Here is a 25,491-nt window from a genome sequence, read left to right as displayed (position 1 = left end):
ATCTTTACATTTGTCATTATATGTTGTAATGATATAGAGAATGAGGATGTTAAAAAACTTCAATGGAGGGAATACGTATGTCTGATCATCTACATACAGCTCAGTTGGATGAGCAAGATAGTCATGAAGAACATATGCTTACACCTGTGCCAACCAGTGAAAGACGTTCATGGTGGGCGATGTTTGCGATTTGGGTAGGTTTTGGCTATGTACCTACGGGACTTATTATTGGAGGACTATTAGCAGGCCAAGACGGCAATCCCGGAATGTCTTTTACTGATGCTCTGATTGCTATATCAGTTGGAGAGGGGGTCTTACTAGTACTTACGTTTTTACTTGGTTTTGCCGCTATGAAGACTGGATTGAACCTTTCTCTTATATCTCGCATTTCCTATGGTAAAAAAGGCATGATCCTACCTATGCTAATTATGGCTTGTTTAACTTTAGGTTGGTTTGCTTCAATTGTAGGTATGGTAGGTGATATCTTCAACGTAGCACTAGGAGATGTAACAGGAATAACTGTTATTAATGGCCTTAGTCTAGAATATATTTTAATTTGTTTAATATGGGGAGCTGTTTTTACGTATTCTGCATGGAAAGGTATAGCTGCAATTGAAAAGATTTCAAGTTTCGCGGCACCATTTGTTTTGGTCATCGCTATAGTTGCTTCTTATATAATGGTCAAACAGTTTGGCGGTTTTGATAAAGTGATGGTTGAGGCTTCAACACGAGAAGGGTTATCACGAGGTACTGCAGTTACTGTGATGATTGGTGCTTGGATCGCTGGCGTTATTATGGGTGTTGATATCTTTCGTTATGCTAAACGTACGTCACATGTTTTTATTGGTGCAATGGCCTGCTTCGTATTAACTAACCCTCTTCTGAATGTTGTCGGTTATTTAGGTGCTATAACAACTGGAGATGCGAATTTTATAACGTGGATGGTACAAAATGGGCTTGTCTTAACGGTAATGGGTGTTACATTATGGGTCGTAGCTCTTTGGACGACTAACATGTCTGAGCTTTACTGTAATGCTTTATATATCGGCCCTTCAGCTGAGTCTATGGGCATTACATTACCACGTGGTAAAATCGTTATTACAATGGGAGCTATTGGTAGTGTATTAGGGGCGTTAGGCTTTTATAGTTATTTTTTCAGTGATTTTATTACAATTCTAGGAGCCGCATTTGTGCCCTTGGCAGGACCAATCCTAGCAGATTTCTACATCATTAGACGTTCTGAATATGCGACAGCAAATCCTAATGATATGCCACCAGTACGATGGCCTGCCATAATTTCATTCATAGTTGGAGCGATTATGGGAGTTTTATTTCAGTATAAAATATCTATACCATTTGATTTCCCCGCAGGTCTAGCGGCATTAATAATTACCTTTGTTTTACATATTGTTCTATCTTTTGCTATGTCTTCGCGTGCTGAACAAAAGCAAGTCATAAGTCCTGGTTTTTTATCTCCTATTTCAAATTAATCTAGATATGATAGAGTTTAGACAAAAACTCCTATAGTTTGTTATAAGGTAAGGCCTTACTATCAATGCTGATAGTAAGGCCTTACCTTGAATGCACTGGATTAGCTCATTGCTTGGGGGAGCTATCCATCTCTTGTAATCGTCGCAAGACGGTGTCTGAAAACGGCTTAAAGTAATTCCATGACTTATATTTTTGGTTGTACTGACCACCGCCTTCGTTACGCCATTGCTTTAGTATCTCAATGACATCATGGTTGTAGGTCACACACTTAATAGATACCATGCCTGAATTAAAGACCCTGACATCTACCCAAGCGTGTTTGATGGTAAAGCGATAGATGGTATAGCCTTTATCAAAGCTTCCGTTGTTATTCTCATCAGTACTGCTCTGGCAATTATAAAGAGGCTCAGGTGATGGTGCAGGGGCTATTGGTACTGCTAACGATTTCGGTGCTGGAAATATCCACTGCTTATTACTGACACAGTCTAAAATGTAATCTTTGGCTTCCTCACTTGGCAACTCAATACCTTGTGTGATGATTCCTCTCAAATCGATCTCAACGGTCTTAATACCTAATTGCTTAATAAAATCCGCTTTATCGGTATCGATGAAAGAAGTCACAGCAACTTCAATAAACATCATTTCCCCGTCAACCGTTGCGACTATATCAGGCCGAATACAGCCAACAGCTTGTTCCTCAATCAGCTGATCAAACTCCCAAGTTTTATCCTCGCTATTTTCGTCATCAGGTAGTGATGGCAGTGTTAAATACCTCTGTTCCATAATGACTTGCTTGGCAAACTTGTGTAGGATACTTTCAGGGTGGATAGTGCAGCTTTCCTTATTGTTGAGATGCGCAAAATGATGCTCATTTTTCTCACCTTTACGAGCCACTACAGGCTCACCACATTCAAAGCAAAAACACATACAAGCCAGCCCTCGCTCGACTTGCTTAATATTGACGATTTGCTTTTGCTCATTAACAGCGATTGACATTGACATAGTTACCATCCTCTTGTTAGTTGGTTAGGAGTGAGGTAATTATGAGAAGAATTCTGCCTCTGGAACAGACTGCTATAGGGGATATAATAGGGTTTTAATCGGTATTTATCTATGAAAAACATACACTTAGTTGTTTTTGAAGAGCTCAAAAAACAATTGCTTAATTTTCCAAGAAATACTTTTTATGATCATTGTCTAAGAATAATAGTTGACGCACAGCTCAACAAACTAAAATATTCAGATGAAGAGTTTGAGCCTGAGAAGCTATCGAGGCAAGTTATTTACGCCAAAGCTAGAGGCGTAAATGAAAATACTGTAAGCAGTGAAATCGCTAAAAATAAGATAAAAACGGATAGATTAAATATAGAGTTAGTAAAGTTTATTGAGTCACAACCAGACTGTGAACAGGCGTTTAATGATATAGGCTATTTGCCAGAAGTTATCTCATCTTTATCAGAGGGTGGTGCCAAGAACAGAACCCTCGTATGGATGAGCATTAAAGCTATTGAAAATGAGGAAGTAGATGAAGAGCAGATAGCTGGATCTGCCGTCATTGACTCTGATGACATTGAGGATGATGAATATTTAAGTAGTGTTACTTATGAGCGAAAAGCGGCTTCTGAGATTAAGCCATCTTTATTCACTCGGCTTTTCTTCAAAAAGGGTGAGCTAAAGATCTTAAGCTTTCGAGGCGTTTTGCTAATGGTTTTGCTGATGCTAAGTTTTTTATTGGATATCTTTATTGCTATATTTTCCTTACTCGTCATCTTATTGCTAAGCGACTTGCCAAATTTTAAGCTTTGGCAAGCCATAATTTTTGTAGCATTCATTCCTCTGGCTTATCTTAACTGGCGATATTTCTTTGTGCCGTTATATAGACTGCCTTATTACCGTGTTGTTAAAGCGCCTATGTTCTTTGCAAATATTAATGTCGTAAATGCGGATATCGAGATGTATTGGGACAAAGATAGGCTGAATGTAGCGAGAGTCACAGAGTTTACTGCAACTTGTCCAATTTGCTCAGGATTGATAGAGCTTGCTGATGGCAAGCCTGATCAAAAGCAGCCGCTAGTAGGACGCTGTAGAGAAGCGCCTCATGCACATGTATATAGCTTTGATCGGATGACGATGAAAGGATGGTTTTTGGGAGTGGATAATTTGCTAAGATGTGAAAATCCAAATACTTAAATATTGGTGATCTACGAATTTTAGTAGGTGAGGTATCATAAAGTAATTAGTAATTAAATAGATAAGTCGTTTAATTGCGCGACACAAATTGACGTTTTAAATGGTGGAAGGATTGTAAATTAGTATCCAATGAACCACAATGTAATGATACATGTAAGGCATCATGATCTAGTTTTAAACATCTTAATCAAATTTTTTAAATATATCTGAAGCAATTATAGGCAGCAGTTTAACGGAGCAAAAATGATTAGTAAGCAAGCATTAGGTAGTACTCTTTTTGGAATGGCAGATATTCTACGAGATAAAGTTGAGGATTATAAGTCATATATACTATCACTCCTATTCTTTAAGCGCTTATCAGACAACTATGCTTGGGAGATTGAGCATGGCATCAAAGAGTTTGTAAAAGAGTATGGCGTAGAGCCTAATGAAAAACAAAAACAAAAAATTATTAAGGACAAACACGACTTTATTATTCCTGAAGGTCATTTTTGGACAGATGTCCGAAACGCACCATTGGATAGAAAAAACGATGCTTTAAATAAAGCCGTTAATGCAATTGCTGATGCTAACCCATCACTTAAGGGCGTCATCAATACAGTACGCTGGAATGAGCCATCTCCAGATGGTTCTGGTGGTAAAAAGTTGCATCCTGAGGTTGTTAGCCTTCTAGTTAGCTATTTGGATGCAGTAGATTTAAGTAATAGAAATGCTTCAGTAGATATACTTGGTGATGCTTATGAATACCTGATTAAGCGATTTGCAGACGAAAATAAAGGTGGCACTACGGCTGGGCAGTTTTATACCCCGCAAGAAGTCGTTGATATTATCGTGCGTTATCTAAAGCCTCAAAAAGGCACTACATTATACGATCCAACTTGTGGTTCTGGAGGCTTCTTAATTAATGCCGCCAAATACATCAAAAAAACCACAGGATCTCAAAAAAACATTCGGTTATTTGGGCAAGAGGATGTGTGGAATACTTGGGCAATTGCTAATATAAATATGATTCTTCATGGGTTAGACGCTTCTATCGAAAAAGGGGATACTCTAAAAGACCCTAAATTTACTGAAGAAGATAATAGTTTAGCTATAAAGAAATTTGATTATGCCACTGCTAATTTCCCATTCTCACAGGAAAACTGGTGGAAGAACGGTGAACCTAAGAAGAACAAAAAGGGTAAACCTGAAACTAATAAGGATGGCTCTCCTAAACTGAGCTATCCAGGTAAAGAAGAGTTCAGTGATCAATATAAACGTTTTGATTATGGCATTCCGCCTTATTCAAATGGTGATTTCGCATTTCTACAGCATATCGTTGCCTCAATCAATGAAAATGGTAAGGCTGGTGTAGTATGCCCACAAGGGGTATTGTTTCGTGGTCAGCCTGAAAAAACGGAAGAAGAGGATGGACAGAACCGCAAAGCGGATGATGAATATTTAATTCGTCGTGGTTTTTTACAAGGTGCAGTTAATAAGGACGGTGAGTTCGTTAAGGGCGTCAACATTATTGATGCCATAGTCGTATTACCGAGCAACTTGTTTTATGGAACGACAATACCTGGCTCAATCTTGCTTATTGATAAAAATAAACCAGAAGAGCGCAAAAACAAGGTGCTGATGGTCTATGCTGCTAGAGAGGGCTGGTATAAAGAAGAGTCCAATATGAATACGCTTATGCCGCAAGATATGCTGCGTATATCTACCATATTAGAGAGCTGGGGTGATATAGAAATAGCCAAAGCGTGGATAGACTCGCAAAAAACGCGGCTGCGTGAACTTATTGATGAAGAGCTAGCTTTTAAACTAAATGAAATAGAGATTGATAGTATTGATGACATTGAGTTTGCTAAGAATAAAATAATAGAAGCGGATGAGCAGATATTAAAGCGAGAGTCTGAAGATAAAAAGCCAACTAAAACGATGATCAATAACAAAGTAAAGGGCGAAGATTTACTCGAAAAGCTGATCTTTGAAAAAGAACAAAAAATATCAGATGCTCAAGAGCAAGCAAATAAAGAGCGACTGGCTATTGATGAGGTCGAAACTGAGTTATTAACTGTACTAGCTGATCCACAGCTAAGTAAGCGTTATTTCTCTGTAGTAGATATGGAAGAATTGGAAGAAAACGAATTTAACCTTAATATTCCACGTTACGTTGATACTTTTGAGCCTGAAGAAGAAATTGATTTAAAAGAAGCAGTTTCAGACTTTAAGTCGTCATTAGTTATTGAAAGTTCGTTTGATGACTTACTTAAGGAACTAATGGAGGTAATTCAATAATGAAAAAAGTTATTGAAAATTTGCCTATAGGCTGGACTGAAAAGCAATTGAAAGATAACAACACCTTTATGCGTCGTGGCAAGTCTCCTATTTATAGTGAAGATGATCAGGGCTTGTTTGTCGTTAATCAAGATTGCATTAGATGGAACTGCGTTAATTTAGAAAAGGTTAAATATCATGTAGTACCTAATCAGATAGATGATTCTTTCTATTTGCGTGAAGGGGATATTCTAATCAACTCTACAGGTACAGGTACTATAGGTAGAGTAAATCAATGGTCATACTCTGACGTTCAGGCAGTTGCGGACAGTCATGTTACTGTACTAAGAACGACGGAAGATTCCATTGATAGTACATATGCTCGCTACTTTTTGACATCTGAACTTGGTCAACGATATTTGGAGTCGGTCTGCTATACAGGATCAACAAATCAGATCGAGTTATCAAAACGTTATTTTTCAAAACTTAAGCTACCCTGTGCTCCACTTCCTGAACAAAAAGCTATTGCTGGCATTCTGTCTACAGTAGATGAATCTATTGAAGCAATAGAGAATAGTATTCTTTCAGCAGAATGCCTTAAAAAATCACTAATGCAAAATTTACTAATTGGCAAGTTGAAGCCTGATTGGACTTGGCGAAAGGAAGATGAGTTCTATAATGATGATAAGCTTGGAAAAATCCCAAAAGGCTGGTCTGTAGTAAAAGGAAATATAATTACTACAAAAATTGCTAAAGGCCAATCACCTAAATGGCAAGGATTTGACTATCAATCTTCAGGCATACTGTTTATAACAAGTGAAAACGTTAGAGATGGATATATTGATGTATCTAAGCCAAAATATCTACCAATTGAGTTCAATAATAAAATAAAAAACAGTCAGTTAATTAAAGGCGATATCTTAATTAATATTGTAGGAGCTTCTATCGGACGCTGTGCAGTCTATGATTTGAATGTCAAGTGTGCTAATACAAATCAGGCAGTTTGTGTTTTTAGGTCTAATGAAGGTAACGATAGTAAATTTTTAGCCTATTATCTACAAACTGACAAAACACAGAGAAGGCTTCTTGGTTCGCAAGTTGAAACCGCACGAGCAAACTTATCTTTAAGTGATTTTAGGAAGTTTAAATTTGTAATACCTGAGTCACTTACTGAGCAAGTTTTAATTGCTGAAAATATAGATAAGGTAAACAATATTGTAGTTTCTAAGAATGCTAAAGTAAAAACTCTTAAAAGTTTAAAAAAATCATTAATGCAAAACCTATTAACAGGAAAAGTCCGAGTGGATGTGGACAAAATAAATAAGCTATTGGATAAGGCGTAAGTCATGGGTAAACTGTCAGAACTTAAAGGTGTTGAGAAGCCAGTCACGGAATGGTTATCTAAGATGGGTTGGGTCTTTGAAAGTTGTAATGACTTAAAAAGGTATAACCGACCAGTTGCCAATCCTATTATCGACACAATTCTTATTGATAAAGTCGCTAGTATCAATCAGGTTTCAGTCGATATCGCCGAGAGAGTGGTAGAGCAGTTAACTCACAACTTTAATAATTTTAACCCGACTCTTGGAAACGAAGCTTTTTTAGAAAAGCTTGTAAAGGGTATTACTTTATCAGTAGACGGTGAGGATAAAGATTTCTGTTTTATTGATTTTAATGATATTTGGCAAAATAGCTTTATCGTCACCAACCAGTATTCAGTACAAGGCTTGGAATTGGTAAGGACGGATATCGTCCTGTTGGTAAATGGTATTCCATTAGTGCCTATTGAAGCAAAACAACGAGCACGCAAGGGCACGAACTGGCTCGAAGGTGTTAAGCAGTTTTCTACCTACAAACAACGTGCTGATAAATTCTATATGTGTCACGGCTTTGGTGTGGCATGTAATGGGCGCATTGCAAAATACGGTATTCTAGGCGCATCTTCGTCGTATTTCAACGAATGGAAGAGTACTTTGTTAGAAACAGATTATCCCAACCCTATCTTGGATGAAAATAATGATCTATGCCATACCTCAATAAATGAAGAAGATGGTTTTTATCACTTCGATGTAGAGCGCTTACCTAACGGTAAAGTCTTAGAGCAGATGAAGCTTGGTATAGTTGGTCTGTTACAACCAGCTCGAGTGCTAGATATTGTTAAAAACTTTTTGGTCTTTGAGCGAGCTGAAAGCAGTGTTATCAAGAAAGTAGCACGCTATCAGCAATTTCGTGCGGCTAATAAAATCGTGCACCGAGTTGCAGAGTCGGATTTAAAGCAAGGTGTAATATGGCATACTCAAGGGTCAGGCAAAAGCTTGACCATGCTATATACCGCTTATAAGCTTCGCAATACTCCCTCACTTAAAGATCCAACCGTATACATAGTAGTCGACCGTAAGGGGCTTCGAGAGCAAATAGGTGGGACTTTCGATGATTGCGACTTTCCTAATGTTAGGCCTGTCCACAACATCGGCGATTTAAAATATATTATTGATAAATCACCAGCAGGGGTGTTTATCACTACAGTGCAAAAATTTAGAGAGCTTGGTAATGTCCAAGACTCTCGAGATAACATCATTATACTTATTGATGAGGCACATCGTACTCAGTATGGTAACTTTCAGATAGAGCTACAAAACGTTTTGCCTAACGCGCGTCGTTTTGCGTTCACCGGCACACCAATCCCCAAGACTCATCAAGAATTTGGTATAAAAAAGGAAGAAGGCTCTCATGAGCATTATCTAGACAAGTATAGCATTCAAGACGCTATCGAAGACGGAGCTACTGTACCCATTCGCTACACTTTCGGTCCGCAAGAATGGTTTCTTGACAAAGATAAGCTCAAGCAAGGCTATGATGAGATTGCGGCTGATTTAAGTGAAGATGAAAAGAGACTAGTAGAGAGAAGAGTTCAGGCGTGGAAGGTTTTTTTAAAACATCCTGATAGAATCGAAGTTCTTGCCAAAGATATTGCTCACGATTTCAAAGAAGGTGTTGAGCCTCAAGGCTATAAGGCACAGCTAGTAGCCTGTGATAAAGAAGCGTGTGTTCTTTACTATAATGAGCTACTAAATTATTTTGATCAATCAGAAATGACGATTATCTTCTCTACAGGTAATTATGAAGAAGGTGAGAAGTACGAGCTGTTCAAAGATCATTATAAAGAAGATAAAGAACGTCGTAAATTAATTACGAACTTTAAAAAACGTATTACTCCTAAAGAATTGAAGAGTGGTAATAACCTTAAAATCATTATTGTTTGCAATATGCTTCTTACTGGATTTGATGCACCCATTGAACAAACCATGTATTTGGATAGTCCAATTAGAGACCACAACTTACTACAAGCAGTTGCTCGTACTAACCGCCCTTATGATGACAAAATATCTAATCTATCTAAAGAGTTTGGTCGCATTGTGGACTATGTTGGCGTATTCCAAAACTATAAAGCAGCTTTAAATTATGATCCTGAAGACATCGGAGAGTTTGAGGATGTTGAGAGTTTAGTAGATCAGTTTCCTAAGGTTTTAGAAGCGGCATTAAAGCCTTTTGAAGATATAGAGCTAGAAGATAGTTACGAATGCTCAATGGCAATTGTACGCAAATTAAATGAATTAGACCAAGGCAAATTTGAACAGGATTATAAAGAAGTACTTCAGTTATGGGAGGCAATATCACCACATCCTAAACTAAGAGAGTACCGCAATAAGTATCTATGGCTCAATGTAATATATGAGATTTATCTGGAAGAATTTAAACGCTTGGACTTCGATGCTGAGATATATGCAGCTAAAACTAGAAAGCTGATAGAAGAAAGCGCTCAATTAATTGACTTTAAGGGACATCTGCCTGAGGTCACTATTGATTCGAACTATCTGGATGAGTTAAGACAAACTAAGTTGTCTCCATCAGATAAGGCAGAAAAAATTATACGTGATATTGAAACAGTCATCCGCAGGAATGAAGTAAATAGTGCAGCATATGTTGAGTTTCAGAACCGATTGGATGAGCTAGTAAAAAAGAAAAATGAAGAAAATCAGGCGATTGAGCAGCTTTTACTTGAGCTAGGAAAGCTTTACGATGAACTTGATGATATTGCTACCTTGCCTCAAAAAATGGGATTTGCAGATAAAGGGACGTTTGAGATCTATGCCCACATTAAAAACGCCAATCTAATTAGCTTTAATGATGAGTTAACCAAAGAGCTTGCTAAGGATATAGTAGAATTAATTGTTAAAAGGAAAATTTACATTGGTTGGCAGGATATACCTAAAGAAGTTACACGTTTGCAGGTTTATATTGAAATATTTGCAGCTTCAGACAAATACCAAGAGTTGGGTATTGAAGATGACTCGCAACTTATGGATGCTATTATGCTGAGTATTATTAAGTATTTTGGATTAAATTAAAAATGTCATCAAAGAATTACATAATAGAGAAAAAAGATGTTAAACACGCCAGAATAAGGGTGTCAGAAGATGGACAAGTCAGAGTTCTTGTGCCGACTTCATTTGCTGATAATGAAATAGAGGCATTAATTACTAAGAAATCAAAATGGGTCACTAAGCAGCAGTCTTTTTTTAGTAAGAAAATCCAGATTGAGTTGGGCCGTAACCAACTCTTAATGTTTGGTAACAGGTACTCTTACTTCTACGATGAAACTTGTAGTACTAAAGTCATCATTGACCATGAATATAAGACAATTCGAGCCAAAAAAGATCTGCTAGATCCCGTTGTTCAAAAAAAGTGGTATAAGGCTGAAGCCAAAAAATACTTAGTGCCTAGAACTAAAGAGCTAGCAGGAAGGTTGAATTTCACTTACAAAGCTGTCTACATTAAAGATCAAAAAACTAAACTAGGAAATTGTTCTAGTGATAAAAATATTTCTCTAAATTGGCGTTTGATTAAGGTGCCAACTCTAGTATCAGATTATATTATCATTCATGAACTTGTACACACAAAAATCATGAATCATTCAGCTAAGTTTTGGACGTTATTAAAGTCACTGTATCCTGATTATAAAGAGGCGATTAACTGGCTTGATAAATACGGGAATAGCTTATAAGCATACAGTAACAATATAGAGGGTTCAATCTACCTCGTTATTGGAATCAATTAAGCTATACCCAAATTCTGAAGTTATTGTAGTGATCAATTAATAAATGACAAAATTAATATCAAGGAAATATTTACAGCTATGAAAGCAACAGAAGCCAAACTCCTTAAATTCCTGCAAAAGTCACCACAATTTGTTATTCCTATTTATCAGCGTACCTACTCATGGACCGAGCAACAGTGCCAACAGCTGTGGGATGATATCATTCGAGCAGGTAGTAATGACGCTGTAGGAGGTCATTTTATTGGATCTGTTGTTTATATCGAGCAAGGTTTATACCAAATATCAAGTCAGTCTCCATTGTTAGTTATAGATGGACAACAGCGCTTAACGACGGCTATGTTACTGTTAGAGGCTTTATCAAGGCATCTTGGTGACAGCGAGCCAATAGAAGGGTTCTCAGCAGAAAAGTTACGTAACTACTATTTGCTTAATCCTTATGAAAAAGGTGAACGCAAATATAAATTAATATTGACACAGACTGATAAAGACAGTCTTTTGGCGTTAGTAACACAGAAGCCACTTCCAGAGAATCATTCACTTCGTGTTGAAGAAAATTTCAATTTCTTTGATAAGAAGATCGAAAAACTGAATAATAATTTGGAACAACTCTGCCGTGGTTTAGCTAAGCTAATTATTGTTGATATCGCTCTAAGCCGAGATCAAGATAATCCACAGCTGATTTTTGAGAGTATGAACTCTACTGGTAAGGCATTGAGCCAAGCTGATCTGATTCGTAACTTTGTACTAATGGGGTTAGAACCAGAACATCAAGCTAAACTATATAATAATCATTGGCGACCGATGGAAATTGAGTTTGGTCAGGAAGGATATGGCAGCTATTTTGATAGTTTTATGCGCCATTACCTTACTGTTAAGACTGGGGATATACCGCGTATCGACGGTGTCTATGATGCCTTTAAGCAACACGCGCAAAATGCTGAAACAATGGGCTTAGGTGTAGATCAGCTAGTAGCAGATATCCACGCATTTGCAAGCTACTTCTGTGCAATGGCACTAGATAAAGAGGCTGATAATCAACTGTCTATGGCGTTCAGAGACTTGCGTGAATTAAAGGTCGATGTAGCTTATCCATTATTGCTTGAGTTATATGACGACTATAGTCAAGGGCAGCTTACTAAAGAGGACTTCCATACAGCAATTCGCTTAATTGAAGCTTATGTATTTCGCCGTGCAGTCTGTGCTATTCCTACCAACTCTCTAAATAAAACCTTTGCCACTTTTCATAAATCTTTGGATAAAGAACGTTATTTAGAAAGTTTTAAAGCGCATTTACTAGGATTGCGTTCTTATAAGAGATTTCCACGTAATGATGAGTTTAAGCGTGATTTAGTTCTCCGCGATTTGTATACCATACGTAGTAGAAGTTATTGGTTACGCCGTTTGGAAAATTTTGAACGCAAAGAGCGTGTTCCAGTGCACGAATATACCGTCGAACATATCATGCCTCAAAATGAAAAGCTTTCCAAAGAATGGCAGAATGAGCTTGGTGAAGAATGGGTACGAGTGCATGAAACCTATCTACATACCTTGGGCAACTTAACACTCACTGGTTATAACTCTGAATATAGTGACCGTCCATTTACTGATAAACGCGATATGTCAGGTGGTTTCAAGTATAGCCCTCTTATACTCAATGAAGGCTTAGGTGCTGTAGAATTATGGAATGAACAAGCAATCAAGGCTAGAGCCAATCAACTTGCTAATCGTGCTATTAAAGTTTGGGATACTCCTTCGCTGACTGAAGAGGTATTAAGAACTTATCAAAATACTCCACCAAAGCAAGGAAGTTACACATTAGCTGATCATCCTCAACTAAATAAAGGAATGCCCATGCGCGAGCTTTTTGAACAGCTACGCAATGAAATAATGGCACTTGATCCTAGTGTCACTGAAGATATATTGAAACTTTATGTTGCGTTTAAAGCGGATACCAATTTTGTGGACGTTGTTCCTCAAAAGAGTAGACTGCGTCTCACTTTAAATATACCCTTCCATGATCTAAATGATCCTAAAGGTATAGCTCGTGATGTTACCAATCTTGGTCGATGGGGAAATGGGGATGCTGAGGTAGGAATTAATAATATCTCTCAGGTGCCTTACGTCATGGGTCTGATTCGCCAAGCTTTAGAAATACAGATGGGTGAGGGCGTATAACTCTCTACAGTAATTCTGCTAGACATAAACGCTAACACAAACAGCTTTCTTATAAATAATAGTTATCTTGAATTGTGCTTGATGAAAAATCGGTTTTTTGAAGATAGTATATGCCTGTAAGACGATTGTTTTTTAAATACAACTTATTAATTTGATAGCTAGGAAAGCCTAATATGAACATGTGTGAAAAACATAAAGAGGTCGAAAGGCAAGTAGTAGAATTTACTGAAAATGTTAGACACGTAGGCGAAGAATCTATTACCGACTATTTATTTTGGAAGTGGGCAGATATTAATAAGTGTTTCCAACATTTAGATTTCAGACACTATACTAAACTTCAGGAGAGCAAGACATCAGGCGCTGACTTTAGAATGGAGATTTGGTTAGTAGGTAAAACTCAGAGCTTGCCTTTACTGTTTCAAGCGAAAAAAATTAGTAAAGAGCATAATAAATACGTTTCAGCTATTAATTATCCAGACCAATCGAAGGGACAAATTACTAAATTATTAGGTCACGCTAATATAACTAAAAAAGTGCCCTTATATATTTTTTACAGTGCTTCTTCTACAAGTAAAGTTAATATTGTTTCACGCAAGCTTCTCAAAGATTCTGGTGTATTCATAGCCCATGCTAAAACTGTGAATAAACTTGCACCGCAGAAGCCATATGCGAAGTTATCAAAGACTAAACTACTCTCTAAAAGTATCCACTTTCATGAGTTATTTTGTTATGGACAGGAATATCTCGACCAGAATAATAGCAACATCGTAGGGCTAATTATAGAAAGGCTTTCAGCTTTAGTAGATAGTTCTGAAGAAATTACCAGTTGTGTAGTATCTTCAGAAATGTTGCCAGACTATGTGACTAAGCTTCTATCGGAGGAAATAGAGGCTAAGGAAGAAGATTATAAAGATGCTGAGAAGGCATATATAAGAAATCGTGAATCAGTAAAAGCTTACATAGCTAGCATCGGAATCCCAGATAACAATATTTTTTATGATGATTATAATGACTCTAATAGTCATAGTTTAATGAGCACAAATATTGCTGTATATGATCTTAGAATATAGTAGTACTTATTAGCTGAAAGACTATGCCTCTTCCTTCTTAAGAAGTTCCATTACTTTATCCTCTCCCAGCTGATCAATCAATGCTTGGAGCTGCGCGGTAGAGTCAGTTTTGGATTGCGCATCTGCTTTAAATTCTGCTGTATCTCTGCCTTCTCGCAAAGCATCTAAATAATCAGCCCACTTCTGCATCATATCACTACGATCATCAATGTACTCAAATCGACCATAGGCGGTGCCATTAGGATCTTTGGTTGTATGTCCCAAAGCCATCTCAACAAGCACGAGAGGATACTTTAAATGCTCTTGTAGGATGGTTTTCGCTGTCGCTCTAAAGCCGTGAGCACAATGAATGTCTTTGTAGCCCAAATCTTTTAAACGCTTATTCGCTGTCGCATCAGAGATGATCTGATGCTTTTTTGCCGTCTCACTGTAGAAGACGAATTTAGTATGACCATTGATTTGCTGCTGCGCGCGTAAGATAGCCACTGCCTGACGAGGTAGGGGCACGACCATGTCCTTAACCATGTTTACCTTGCCTTGTCCTTTGAGCGGCTTTAATGTCCACCTACCAACATCTAAGTCGACGTCAGCCCAGCGCATGCGCCTGAGATCTCCATTACGCACGAACAGTAACGATAATAGCCTAAGAGAGTTGATAGTGTTTGGATCACCTTCTATTGTCTCGATAGCTTTAAGTAATTTAGCCAAGTCCTTCGGTTTAGTAACCGCAGGACGATGACCGTAACTTGACTTAGCTAACTGGCTTTTAATGAGCGCCGCAGGATCACTCGTACAGAAGCCTCGTGCCCCAGCATAGATAAAAACATCACTAGCAATACCAGCACAGCGCTCCGCCTTATCTGTGGGCTTGCCAGCTTTGTTTAATGACTTAGCTTGGATGTCTAAAAGCACTTCAAGCATTCTAGGTGAGTCGATTTCACTGATAGGCTGATCACCAATATATGAGCATATTAGCTCCAAGCGACCTTTCTTACGAATTAACGTATTACCTTTTTGAGTCTGCTCTAAACTATCAAAGTACTCCCAAGCAAAATGATTAAATGAGTTTTTAGTTTTACTAATAATACTATTCTTTAATTCTTCACGGTGATTTTTAGGATCAATATTACGACTTAGTAGCTCTTCATAGTCACGCCAGATTTCACAGGCACGAGCGAACGAGACGTTTGGATACACGCCAAGCGATATACGTTTATTTTTTGAGTGAGTAGGAGACAGGTAGCGATAAACCCAAGACTTAGTGCCGTTAGGTCTGACCATGAGATACAGCATGGGGTAGTTTCTTACAGAGACCAGATATTCTTTGTCTTCGGCCTTGTGACTGCTGATGCTGCGATCAGAGCTGATTGGCTTGCGTATTCCCATGACTGCCACCCAATGTACATTTAAAAGTCAGTGTACATAGTAGTGTACATCAGATGCATGGATTGGGATAGATATTAAAAGACAGTATAGGACGTCAGATACAGCAAAGCCCCTGATATCAGGGGCTTTGGCTACTCTATGAGATAGCATAGAACTATGTAATGGTACCCGGAGCCGGACTTGAACCGGCACGCTCGTTAGAGCGAGGGATTTTAAATCCCTTGTGTCTACCAATTTCACCACCCGGGCAAAACTTATTTTATCCAATATGTAAGCTAGCTGATAGACCGTCTAGTTACTAGATAAGTGCTCGCTATTATAATCGGTTATCTTAATAATGCAAGTCAAAATTGACGTGATTTTTATAAATAATGCGATAAATAGTAAAGCTAAAAACTGGAGGCTGGGGTCGGAATCGAACCGGCGTCTACGGATTTGCAATCCGCTGCATAACCACTGTGCTACCCAGCCAAGGGTCACTATATTAGCAAAATTAATTTAAATTACAAGCTATTTTTTGACTAAATTAATCTTATTTGCTAATCATAATTATCCTTTTGCTAACGATAATAAATTAACCTAGCTATTACAATTAGTTAGCGTGATAAAGCTTAGTTAGACAATATCCTTATTATTGCGTTTGGCTTTTTTGATATCACGATAGGTCGCAGTACAAATCAATACTAGTACGGCTAAGGTAATAGCTGGCCATATTAGGATATAAAGTCCATAGATAAAAGTGTTGTCCATATTGTCTCCTTTCGAGGCTTATAAATAGATAACGCTTAGCACAATAGTTGCCAATCGCTATCTATCAAAAATTTAACTACTACTATTTTTATAAAAAGTATTTCATTAAGATTTTGAAGGTTGCGGTAGTTTGGCTTTTTTATCGTAGTCGCCAACGCGCTGTTTGATCAAGTCAAATTCGAAGCGCTCATTGCTCATGAGACTCACTAATGTACAAACGATAGCACTGACGCCATAAGCAGTTAACGAGGCGACCAGCACCATATAATCACGTAAGAAGCCAGTGGCAAATATCAACATCAAAATTAAAGTAATAAGGGCTGCGCCCATGCCAGCCTTGCGACCCAAAAAGCCAAAGACCATCAGGCCAATCACCACTGCCGCGCCAACGCTGGCCATAGTTTCGAAGAATAATGCACTAATACCGGTGATAGGGATCAGCTCAAAACGGGCGATACAGAAGAATATTAAGGCGACAATAACCGCTGAGGTAAACGCGGCATTAGTTACGCGATCCCAGAACACACTAGCAATGACAGGGAACACTACCGCGCCCCATAAAGCACCAACGAATACTAACATGACCAAGATATCAAGCTTGAAGCTAGCAAAAATTAGGCCAGCAACTGTAGCGACAATCATAGTGCCGCGACCAACAAGCATCATGGTTTTTGGTTTTGCTTGGCCTTTTTTGGCGATGTTTTTGCCGTAGACATCAGCCATCATAATGGTTGATAGCGCTGATAAGTCTGAGTCAGCAGTGGAGGATAAGGAACCAATCACTAAGATAAAGAATAACGCAATAAAGATGGGGTGCAAATAACTACTGACCATTTGCGGGATTAGATTATTCATATCACCATTTAACGGCTCAATACCGATAGTTAAGGCCATAAGGCCAATCATACCGAGGCCGATGACGATACCAGCATAACCGACGGTAGCGGTGACAAAGGTGGCTTTGATTTTGGTTTTATCGATAGCGAACAAGCGCTGGGTAATGGTCTGATTACCAATAGCGTAAGCTAACACCGCGACAAAGAAAGGCGCGCCTTGATTTAAGAAGGCTTCTGATGAAAAGATATCTTGCTGCTCTAAGGTTAAATTAGACAGCTCGCTGACCATCACTTCAGGACCACCCATAGAGAATAATACCGCTGGAATAATGACCACGCCGATAGCCATTAAGGCGACAAGCTGAGCAAAGTCGGTAAACACCGAAGCCCTGAAGCCGGAGGTTAAGGTATAACTCAATACACCGATACCAGCGATAAGTACCCCAGTCTGAAAAGACAAAGGCGATAATACCGATACTAAAGCACCTGCAGCGGTAAAATTGACCATCAAGCTAATTAAGCTGCCCATAATATTAGATATGGCTAAAATCAATTGGCTTGATGAGCCATGGCGGGCGTGTATCAGCTCGCCTAAAGTGTGACCGTTTGGAGCCAGTTCGCGAAAGCGCATCCCAAAGGGGTAGATGAATAAAATCATCAGTGCGCCCCAAAAGCCGTAATGAATCGGACCGGATATACCGTATTTATAAACGGAGGTTGCCGCAGCATAAAAAGAGGCCGCCCAAATCCAAGTGGCCGTCATACTAGCCGCGCCCATACCAAAGCCTACGCCATGACCGGCTACCATAAAACCTGTGGTCGACTCCTTGTCTTTTTTGATTAATAACGATAGAAGGTAAGTCCCTCCATAAAAAGCTAAAAGTAATAAAATAACGGTTAACGCTGAAAACTGAAACAATGTCTCATTTTGCAAGTTTACACCTAACTATAATCATAAATGTGATTGAAAATAAAAGAATATTAAGCTTTATAACCTTAAATATTAATTTTGTGTTAATAACCTAACACAGATGTAACTTCAAATCTAATGACACCGCAGTAAACTATTAGTCATAGCAAGAAGGTAGATGCTATAAAAACAGTAATAAAAGGCTCGCCAATAACTAAAAAATGTAAAGAGTTTTATTTTAATAAAGCTCAATAGCTGGGTTTTTGTAGGCAACAGAGGTACAATATCACGCGTAAAATCATAGCCAATCCCTCTATGTTTATTGTCAAATTCTTGGAGTTATCATGTCTAGTTCGTCAAACATCAACGAGTCGTCAACGGAACAAAATTCTGCTACTGTTTTGGACGGTAAGGCGCTTGCCAAACAGATAGAGCAATCACTAAGCCAAAGGGTAGCGGCCATCAAAAATAAGACCGGGCGTACGCCAAGCCTTGCGACAATTTTGGTTGGTGCTGATCCAGCTTCAGCGACTTATGTACGTATGAAGGGCAACGCTTGCACACGCGTGGGTATGGACTCTATCAAAGTTGAGATGGCATCTGAGACCACCACCGAGCAGCTAAAAGCTAAGATTGATGAGCTCAATAGTAATCCAGATGTACATGGTATTTTGCTCCAGCATCCGGTGCCAAGCCACATTGACGAACGCGCTTGCTTTGAGCAAATTGATCTGGCAAAAGATGTCGATGGCGTGACTTGTTTGGGCTTTGGACGCATGAGTATGGGGGAGACAGCTTTCGGCTCTTGTACGCCGCAGGGCATCATGCATCTGCTAGAGCATTACGGTATTGAGCTATCGGGTAAGCAGGCGGTCGTCGTTGGTCGTAGTCCAATCTTAGGAAAGCCTATGGCCATGATGCTGCTCAATGCCAACTGTACCGTAACGATTTGCCACTCAAAAACCGAAGATCTACAAGCTCACATTGAGCGCGCTGATATTGTCGTCGGGGCAGTAGGCGTGCCTGAGCTCATTAAAGCCGATTGGATCAAACAAGGCGCAGTAGTCGTCGATGCAGGCTTCCATCCTACGGATAATGGCGGCGTCGGTGATATAGAGCTGACGGGTATTGAAAGTATCGCTAGTGCTTATACGCCAGTACCGGGCGGCGTGGGACCGATGACAATCAATACGCTTATTCGCCAAACGGTTGAGGCAGCGGAAAAGGCGGCGGGCTTGTAAAAACAGTCGTTACTTCTATTTGGTAATAAAGATTCATCTCATAAAATAACCCCGGTAAGTTGCATACACTTATCGGGGTTATTTCTTAACGTTAGACCTTTCAAGAACATTAATTAAGCACTACAACCAGCCTAAACGCTTAAAGTTGTAATATAAAAATCCGCAAAGTGAGATGATGATTGCCATGATGACTAAGTAAGAGTACTGCCAATGCAGCTCTGGCATAAAGTCAAAGTTCATGCCATAGATACCTGCTATCGCCGTAGGTACTGCCAAAATACCTGCCCAAGCGGCAAGCTTTCTGACCACCTCATTCTGTCCCATATTGACCATAGCCATATAAGTATTCATGACCACACTTAACATCTCATTTAGACCGTTAATAGCGTCTAGTGAATGTAGCAAATGGTCGTTGACATCTCTAAAATAAGGCCGTGCCGCTTGAGAAAATGAGGCGACTAAATCACTCTTTTTGTGATTAATAAAAAAGCTACAGATGTCTTGTACGGGCAAAATCACCGCGCGCATATGTACCAGCTGTGATTTTAGCTCATACAAGTTACGCAGCGTGGTTTTATTAAATTCGTAAGTAAAAATATTGCGCTCTTGCTCACGCAGATAATTGCCTAAACGATCGGTCACAGGCATATAGTTATCAACGATAAAATCAAGAATGGCGTGTAGTACAAAGATGGGCCCCATACGCAGCTTTTCAGGGCGACGACGGCAATGATCACGAACTGGGGCATAAGAGTTTGAAGGGCCGTTACGAATAGTAATCAGATAGTTTTTACCCATAAAGACAGCAGTAGTGCCATAACGAATGACATTGTCCTCAAGCTTTGCAGTACGAATAACCACAAAGATAGTGTCATTGTCATAGTTCTCAACTTTAGCGCGTTGATAATCGTTAAAAGCATCTTCAATGGCCAGCTCATGCAGATCAAAAGCGCTTTGCACCTTAGCCATAGTTTGCAAGCTTGGCTCATAAAGTCCTAGCCAAATAAACTTATTATTATTAGTCAGCGCTTTACTGACATCGCCTAATTTTACCTCGTCGAGCTGTTCGCCTGTTTTACGCGAATAAGCATAGCAATTGACTACCTCATCAGCGCTAAAGGGCTCAATCTCTTCGTAACGCTCAGCCTCAGGATCGTAGACGGTCATAGTCTCTATAGTATCTTCGACGGTAGCCTCAGCATCACCATAGATGTAACTGTCATCATCGACCAAGTACGAGCGCTCCTCCTCATTGTTGGCATAGAGGTTGTCGATATTGGTATCAGCGGTAATACGAGTGGTGGTCTTGACTAGTAGGTCTTCATCGCGATCCATATACCCTCCTTGTCTTTATAAGGTATAAAGCTCTAAAGGCTCTATAAGGCATAACGCTTTAGCGTTTCGATATCGACTAGAGTTAATAAGCTCTCGTGACAGGCCTCTAACTTAATCATCGGCGCAATATCGAAATCAAGCGCCTCCACCCAGCGCAGCGCACAAATACACCAATAATCGCCCGGTTTTAAGCCAGCAAAATTATACTCAGGTAGAGGGGTGATTAAATCATTGCCGCGACTGGCTGAGAAATTCAAAAACTCACTTGTCATTTTGGCGCAAACCGTATGCTGTCCGACATCTTGATTGCCAGTATGACAAAAGCCGTTGCGATAGTAGCCAGTGATAGGGTCAAAGCAGCAGCTAGCAAGCGCTGTCCCTAAGACGTTAGTTTGGTTGATAGCAGGATTTGGATGATAATTAGTCGACATAGTAACTCTCAAAAACTTCTCAAAAAATATGCGCTAGTGTAACATGGGTATAGCAGGTTGGCATAAGCTAAATCAGCGCGTGAGATAATGTCAATTAGTAGAATAACCGCCGGTCATTAACCACAATTGTGACTAGTCGAATGTTGGCGGCTATGATAAACTAAAAGCTCAAGCTATAAATTCAGTGCCGTGAGCCTTTTGCGTTAGTACGTTTAAAAGCTGGGATTTGCATGTCAGTTGTTTTTAGAGCATTGTTTTTATTGTACAAAGATGATTTTGTTGTACAAAAATAGCTTTTATCATTCCAATCTATTCGTTATTAAAATACCATAGTTAAAACTACCTATTATAGCAGACCTGTTATTTACAAAGCCGAGCGGCTTTATCATAATTAGGTTAATAATAAGGCGTGCTAAAAATATAAAGCGCTCATAACATTTGTGTCAATGTAACTTATCTGTCGCGTTTGTGCGATAAGCCAAACAAGGATTTATTGTGTCTGTCAGTTCTGATTCTACTAGTTTTGCTCAAGCCTCTGCTGAAGCCCCAGTCGCTACTCAGCAGCATAATAATAATAAAAATAATCAGCAAGCGATGAGTAATACCCTGCCTTTTTTGAGTAATTATGCTGCCGAAGTCGCTAATAATTGGTTACTACCGGATGGGGTCGCTGATGTCTTATTTGAGGAGGCACAAAAACAAGAGGTGCTTCGTCATCAGCTCACTCAGCAGCTTATTACTCATGGTTATAAGCTGGTTTGTCCGCCGCTTATTGAGTATACCGAGTCCTTATTGAGTGACGCCTCAGAAGATCTTAAGCGTCAGACCTTTAAGATTATCGATCAGCTCACCGGTCGCTTGATGGGCTTGCGTGCTGATATAACGCCGCAAATCTTGCGTATTGATGCTCAGCACGGCGAGGGCGTGGCGCGTTATTGTTATGCCGGTCACGTGATTCATACCCTGCCTTCAGGGCTGTTTGGCTCACGCACGCCGCTACAGTTAGGGGCTGAGATCTTTGGCTGTGATGATCTAAAGGCAGATATTGAGCTAATAGATGTACTATTTACTATGGTCAATGGTCTAAAGCTCAAAGCTAGTTTGCATATTGATTTGGGTCACGTCGCGATATTTAAGCGCTTAGCGCAATTGGCTAAGCTCTCTGATAGTGATACCGATCAGCTGATGAATTTATACGCTAATAAGAATTTGCCTGAGCTCAAACGCATTAGCCAAACCCTACCAATGGGTGAGGACTTTTATGCTTTAGCGCGTTTTGGTCACAACATGGATAGCTTATTAGCTAAGCTCTCAGCTAGCGCTAAGCAAGATAAGCAAATCGCTACCGCCGCTGATGAATTACAGCGTTTGGCTACTCACTTACAGCAGCAGTGGCAGTGTCAGGTTAGCATCGATATCACGGAGCTTTCAGGCTATCATTATCATACCGGTATTGTCTTTAATGGCTATATCAATAGTGAGACTCAGCCGCTAGTGCGTGGTGGCCGTTTTGATGGCATGCAAAGTCAAGATAGCCAATTAATCCAAAACCAGCCGCCACGTGCTGCTACTGGTTTTAGTATGGATATCAGTCGTCTGCTTGCGCATATCGAGCTTGCAAGCGCGCCAGTAGTGATTGTCGATTATAGTGCTATGACAGATGCTGATGATAATCAAAATCAGGCGTTGCAACAACAAATTGATCAATACCGTCAGCAAGGTTATCGGGTCACGGTGCCGTTAAATATTGAGGATAGTCCAGCTGGGGTCACTCATCGTCTCAGTCTCATCGATGAGCAGTGGCAATTATCTACTATCTAACTTTTAATAGTATTAGAGTTTAAGCACAGAGAGTTAGCAGAATAAAACATTGATTAAAGAATATTGATTAAGAAGTTTTTCAAAGCATTTTAATTTTATCGTTTAATTTTCAGCTAAAAGCTTTAGTATGACTTTTAGTTTCGCTTTTTGTTTGATAAGCGTTTTATCAAATTATTTAAATACATTATTGTAAGGATCTATCATGGGTAAGAATGTCGTAGTTTTAGGGAGCCAATGGGGCGATGAGGGTAAAGGTAAAATCGTCGATTTGCTTACCGAAAAAGCTTCAGCCGTTGCGCGTTTTCAAGGCGGCCACAATGCGGGACATACGCTAGTCGTTGACGGCAAAACCACCGTACTACATTTGATCCCGTCTGGCATTTTGCGTGAAGGCGTGACTTGCTTTATCGGTAATGGGGTAGTGCTAGCTCCTGATGCACTGCTCAAAGAGATGAAAGAGCTTGAGGACAATGATGTGCCCGTCCGTGAGCGTCTACGTATCTCACCAAATTGCCCGCTGATTATGCCTTATCACGTGGCACTAGACCAAGCGCGTGAAGCCAAGCGTGGTAGCGGTAAAATCGGTACGACGGGCCGCGGTATTGGCCCCGCCTATGAAGATAAAGTCGCCCGCCGTGCTATCAAATTAGCCGATCTGTTCCGTGATGATCTAGAAGAGAAACTACGTAACCTTATCGAATACCACAACTTCCAATTGACTCAGTATTATAAAGTAGATGCCATCGATTTTGATGAGACTTATCAGCTTTGCCAACAGTGGAAGGCGGAGATCACTGGTATGGTTTGTGATGTCACCGAAGAGCTGAACCAATTGCGTTTGGCTGGCAAGAATTTGATGTTTGAAGGCGCGCAAGGTACGCTTCTAGATATCGATCATGGTACTTATCCGTTTGTGACCAGCTCAAGTGTTACCGCAGGCGGGGTGTCTACGGGTACTGGTATTGGCCCATTATACTTAGATTATGTATTAGGTATCACTAAAGCCTACACCACGCGCGTCGGTAGTGGTCCGTTTCCAACAGAATTATTTGACGATGTTGGCGCGCATTTGGCTAAAGTCGGTCATGAGTTTGGCGCAACGACTGGTCGTGCTCGTCGCTGTGGTTGGTTCGATGCTGAAGCATTACGCCGCGCGGTGGTGCTCAACTCATTATCTGGTATTTGCTTAACAAAGCTTGACGTATTAGATGGTCTAGAAGAGCTACTTATCGGTGTCGGTTATAATCTGCCAGAGACAGAGTGTGCAGGCGCTCATGATGCTGAGTTTTATGAGTCAGTAACGCCAAAATATGAGACGCTACAAGGGTGGAGCGAGTCTACCGTTGGTATCACAAACTATGATGATTTGCCAGAAAATGCCAAGATTTATATCAAGCGTATCGAAGAGCTGATCAATTGCCCAGTCGATATTATCTCAACCGGTCCTGATCGTGAAGAGACTATCGTGCTGCGTGATCCGTATGATGCATAAGTGATCCGTATGACGCATAAGTGATCCGTATGATGCGTAAATCATAAAAATAATATAACTAAATCCCAGTGCCTTAATATGTTAAGACACTGGGATTTTTCTTTATGGACTGTAATAATATTTACGGTTTTGCAAGGCACAGCCCTAAATTAACCCTATCATTTATAGTCTTAATCATTATAATAGGCAGCACTTATTTGCTAAGCATAAGGCAGTCATATTTTGACGCCTTATTTTATTTACTTCACTATTTATTAGGAGCTTTTCATGGCTAACGAACGTACTTTATCTATCATCAAACCTGATGCGGTTGGTAACAATAATATCGGCGAGATCTACAGCCGTTTTGAGAAAAATGGTCTAAAAATTGTTGCGGCAAAAATGCTACAGCTTGATGACGAAAAAGCGGGTGGTTTTTACGCTGAGCACGCTGAGCGTCCATTCTACAACGATCTAAAATCATTCATGATGTCAGGTCCAGTACTAGTATCAGTACTAGAGGGCGAAAACGCTATTGCTAAGCATCGTGAAATCATGGGCGCAACCAACCCAAAGGAAGCGGCTGAAGGAACTATCCGTGCAGATTTTGCTAGCAGCATTGATGAAAACGCCGTTCATGGTTCAGATTCTGCTGAATCAGCTCAGCGCGAAATCAGCTACTTCTTCGATGATAACGAAATTACTACTCGTACTCGTTAATACTACCCAAACGGTTTAGTATTTATCAGGGTAGGGGCGTTGCTATTGGACGTCGTTTAGCTAAGCGGTACAAGCTTATCAATAGTAGCGCCAAACGGCTTATACTCTATGGGGTGTAAGCCGTTTGTGCTATAAAGTGTAAATATAGCGCTAGCAGTGGATGGTTGAAATAGGCAGTCGTTAGCCTAATATTCATTATTGCTTTATAATTAGCGATAATTTAGTTTAAAATAGCTCACCCTAAGTATTTAAAATTAATAGCGTTATCAATCCCTTATCAGCA

General features: G+C 39.7%; 18 protein-coding genes and 2 tRNA genes. 12 read left to right on the top strand and 8 right to left on the bottom strand.

The window, feature by feature from the left end; genetic code table 11:
• Positions 1-77: 77 nt before the first annotated feature.
• A complete protein-coding gene (locus M0N77_RS06820; protein WP_353104485.1) occupies positions 78-1,490 on the top strand; it encodes a cytosine permease in 1,413 nt (470 codons plus the stop codon).
• A gap of 106 nt (positions 1,491-1,596) precedes the next feature.
• Here M0N77_RS06820 and M0N77_RS06815 read toward each other — a convergent pair whose 3' ends face one another.
• The gene (locus M0N77_RS06815) at positions 1,597-2,493 is read right to left on the bottom strand and encodes a competence protein CoiA family protein (protein WP_353104484.1); all 897 of its coding nucleotides are present in this window, start codon (positions 2,491-2,493) and stop codon (positions 1,597-1,599) included.
• A 111-nt stretch (positions 2,494-2,604) separates the two neighbouring features.
• Between M0N77_RS06815 and M0N77_RS06810 the strand changes: the two genes are divergently transcribed.
• The 7 genes from M0N77_RS06810 (at position 2,605) to M0N77_RS06780 (ending at position 14,307) form a co-directional block, all read left to right on the top strand.
• Positions 2,605-3,681: a hypothetical protein gene (locus M0N77_RS06810; protein ID WP_353104483.1), complete on the top strand. Its 1,077-nt coding sequence runs from the start codon at positions 2,605-2,607 to the stop codon at positions 3,679-3,681.
• Between the two features lie 243 nt (positions 3,682-3,924).
• The gene (locus tag M0N77_RS06805; protein ID WP_353104482.1) at positions 3,925-5,964 is read left to right on the top strand and encodes a class I SAM-dependent DNA methyltransferase; all 2,040 of its coding nucleotides are present in this window, start codon (positions 3,925-3,927) and stop codon (positions 5,962-5,964) included.
• Entirely contained in the window at positions 5,964-7,286 is a 1,323-nt protein-coding gene (locus M0N77_RS06800) for a restriction endonuclease subunit S (protein WP_353104481.1), read from the top strand. The genes M0N77_RS06805 and M0N77_RS06800 overlap by 1 nt, the downstream gene beginning before the upstream one ends.
• A gap of 3 nt (positions 7,287-7,289) precedes the next feature.
• Positions 7,290-10,352, top strand: a complete 3,063-nt coding sequence (locus M0N77_RS06795; RefSeq protein ID WP_353104480.1) for a type I restriction endonuclease subunit R — start codon at positions 7,290-7,292, stop codon at positions 10,350-10,352.
• A gap of 2 nt (positions 10,353-10,354) precedes the next feature.
• Positions 10,355-11,008 (top strand): SprT family zinc-dependent metalloprotease, encoded by a 654-nt coding sequence (locus M0N77_RS06790; protein WP_353104479.1) that lies wholly within the window; start codon positions 10,355-10,357, stop codon positions 11,006-11,008.
• Between the two features lie 132 nt (positions 11,009-11,140).
• Entirely contained in the window at positions 11,141-13,237 is a 2,097-nt protein-coding gene (locus tag M0N77_RS06785; RefSeq protein WP_353104478.1) for a DUF262 domain-containing protein, read from the top strand.
• Positions 13,238-13,410: 173 nt separating this feature from the next.
• On the top strand, positions 13,411-14,307 hold the full coding sequence (locus M0N77_RS06780) for a DUF6615 family protein (protein ID WP_353104477.1): 897 nt from the start codon (positions 13,411-13,413) through the stop codon (positions 14,305-14,307).
• Between the two features lie 21 nt (positions 14,308-14,328).
• Here the strand turns inward: M0N77_RS06780 and M0N77_RS06775 are convergent, their stop codons facing one another.
• From M0N77_RS06775 to M0N77_RS06755, 5 genes are all read right to left on the bottom strand, one after another.
• A complete protein-coding gene (locus M0N77_RS06775; protein WP_353104476.1) occupies positions 14,329-15,693 on the bottom strand; it encodes an integrase arm-type DNA-binding domain-containing protein in 1,365 nt (454 codons plus the stop codon).
• 162 nt (positions 15,694-15,855) lie between these two features.
• Positions 15,856-15,942: transfer RNA gene (locus tag M0N77_RS06770), tRNA-Leu, on the bottom strand.
• A gap of 148 nt (positions 15,943-16,090) precedes the next feature.
• A tRNA-Cys gene (locus M0N77_RS06765) sits at positions 16,091-16,164 on the bottom strand.
• Between the two features lie 144 nt (positions 16,165-16,308).
• On the bottom strand, positions 16,309-16,443 hold the full coding sequence (locus M0N77_RS06760; protein ID WP_353104475.1) for a putative transporter small subunit: 135 nt from the start codon (positions 16,441-16,443) through the stop codon (positions 16,309-16,311).
• A gap of 105 nt (positions 16,444-16,548) precedes the next feature.
• Complete coding sequence (locus tag M0N77_RS06755) at positions 16,549-18,198, bottom strand: sodium:solute symporter family protein (protein WP_353105590.1); 1,650 nt, start codon at positions 18,196-18,198, stop codon at positions 16,549-16,551.
• A gap of 335 nt (positions 18,199-18,533) precedes the next feature.
• On the opposite strand from M0N77_RS06755, the gene folD reads away from it, so the two are divergent.
• Positions 18,534-19,430, top strand: coding sequence for a bifunctional methylenetetrahydrofolate dehydrogenase/methenyltetrahydrofolate cyclohydrolase FolD (folD, locus tag M0N77_RS06750; protein ID WP_353104474.1), 897 nt, complete (start codon positions 18,534-18,536; stop codon positions 19,428-19,430).
• Between the two features lie 120 nt (positions 19,431-19,550).
• Here folD and corA read toward each other — a convergent pair whose 3' ends face one another.
• Complete coding sequence (gene corA / locus M0N77_RS06745; protein ID WP_353104473.1) at positions 19,551-20,765, bottom strand: magnesium/cobalt transporter CorA; 1,215 nt, start codon at positions 20,763-20,765, stop codon at positions 19,551-19,553.
• 41 nt (positions 20,766-20,806) lie between these two features.
• Complete coding sequence (locus M0N77_RS06740) at positions 20,807-21,196, bottom strand: DUF2237 domain-containing protein (RefSeq protein ID WP_353104472.1); 390 nt, start codon at positions 21,194-21,196, stop codon at positions 20,807-20,809.
• A 495-nt stretch (positions 21,197-21,691) separates the two neighbouring features.
• Here M0N77_RS06740 and M0N77_RS06735 point away from each other — a divergent pair, with 495 nt between their 5' ends.
• The 3 genes from M0N77_RS06735 to ndk all read left to right on the top strand — a co-directional run bounded on the left by M0N77_RS06735 (position 21,692) and on the right by ndk (position 25,208).
• Positions 21,692-23,017 (top strand): ATP phosphoribosyltransferase regulatory subunit, encoded by a 1,326-nt coding sequence (locus M0N77_RS06735; RefSeq protein ID WP_371834191.1) that lies wholly within the window; start codon positions 21,692-21,694, stop codon positions 23,015-23,017.
• Positions 23,018-23,219: 202 nt separating this feature from the next.
• On the top strand, positions 23,220-24,509 hold the full coding sequence (locus tag M0N77_RS06730; protein ID WP_353104471.1) for an adenylosuccinate synthase: 1,290 nt from the start codon (positions 23,220-23,222) through the stop codon (positions 24,507-24,509).
• Between the two features lie 267 nt (positions 24,510-24,776).
• Positions 24,777-25,208 (top strand): nucleoside-diphosphate kinase, encoded by a 432-nt coding sequence (ndk, locus tag M0N77_RS06725; RefSeq protein ID WP_353104470.1) that lies wholly within the window; start codon positions 24,777-24,779, stop codon positions 25,206-25,208.
• Positions 25,209-25,491: the final 283 nt, after the last annotated feature.

This window comes from Psychrobacter sp. AH5, assembly GCF_040371085.1.
GTDB lineage: Bacteria > Pseudomonadota > Gammaproteobacteria > Pseudomonadales > Moraxellaceae > Psychrobacter.
This window is presented reverse-complemented; position numbering and strand designations above follow the sequence as displayed.

Coding starts and splice junctions, on each gene's coding strand:
- folD (WP_353104474.1), top strand. CDS start 18,534: ATGTCTAGTTCGTCAAACATCAACGAGTCGTCAACGGAACAAAATTCT.
- M0N77_RS06800 (WP_353104481.1), top strand. CDS start 5,964: ATGAAAAAAGTTATTGAAAATTTGCCTATAGGCTGGACTGAAAAGCAA.
- M0N77_RS06810 (WP_353104483.1), top strand. CDS start 2,605: ATGAAAAACATACACTTAGTTGTTTTTGAAGAGCTCAAAAAACAATTG.
- M0N77_RS06780 (WP_353104477.1), top strand. CDS start 13,411: ATGAACATGTGTGAAAAACATAAAGAGGTCGAAAGGCAAGTAGTAGAA.
- M0N77_RS06740 (WP_353104472.1), bottom strand. CDS start 21,196: ATGTCGACTAATTATCATCCAAATCCTGCTATCAACCAAACTAACGTC.
- M0N77_RS06820 (WP_353104485.1), top strand. CDS start 78: ATGTCTGATCATCTACATACAGCTCAGTTGGATGAGCAAGATAGTCAT.
- M0N77_RS06760 (WP_353104475.1), bottom strand. CDS start 16,443: ATGGACAACACTTTTATCTATGGACTTTATATCCTAATATGGCCAGCT.
- M0N77_RS06815 (WP_353104484.1), bottom strand. CDS start 2,493: ATGTCAATGTCAATCGCTGTTAATGAGCAAAAGCAAATCGTCAATATT.
- M0N77_RS06775 (WP_353104476.1), bottom strand. CDS start 15,693: ATGGGAATACGCAAGCCAATCAGCTCTGATCGCAGCATCAGCAGTCAC.
- ndk (WP_353104470.1), top strand. CDS start 24,777: ATGGCTAACGAACGTACTTTATCTATCATCAAACCTGATGCGGTTGGT.
- M0N77_RS06730 (WP_353104471.1), top strand. CDS start 23,220: ATGGGTAAGAATGTCGTAGTTTTAGGGAGCCAATGGGGCGATGAGGGT.
- M0N77_RS06795 (WP_353104480.1), top strand. CDS start 7,290: ATGGGTAAACTGTCAGAACTTAAAGGTGTTGAGAAGCCAGTCACGGAA.
- corA (WP_353104473.1), bottom strand. CDS start 20,765: ATGGATCGCGATGAAGACCTACTAGTCAAGACCACCACTCGTATTACC.
- M0N77_RS06785 (WP_353104478.1), top strand. CDS start 11,141: ATGAAAGCAACAGAAGCCAAACTCCTTAAATTCCTGCAAAAGTCACCA.
- M0N77_RS06805 (WP_353104482.1), top strand. CDS start 3,925: ATGATTAGTAAGCAAGCATTAGGTAGTACTCTTTTTGGAATGGCAGAT.
- M0N77_RS06790 (WP_353104479.1), top strand. CDS start 10,355: ATGTCATCAAAGAATTACATAATAGAGAAAAAAGATGTTAAACACGCC.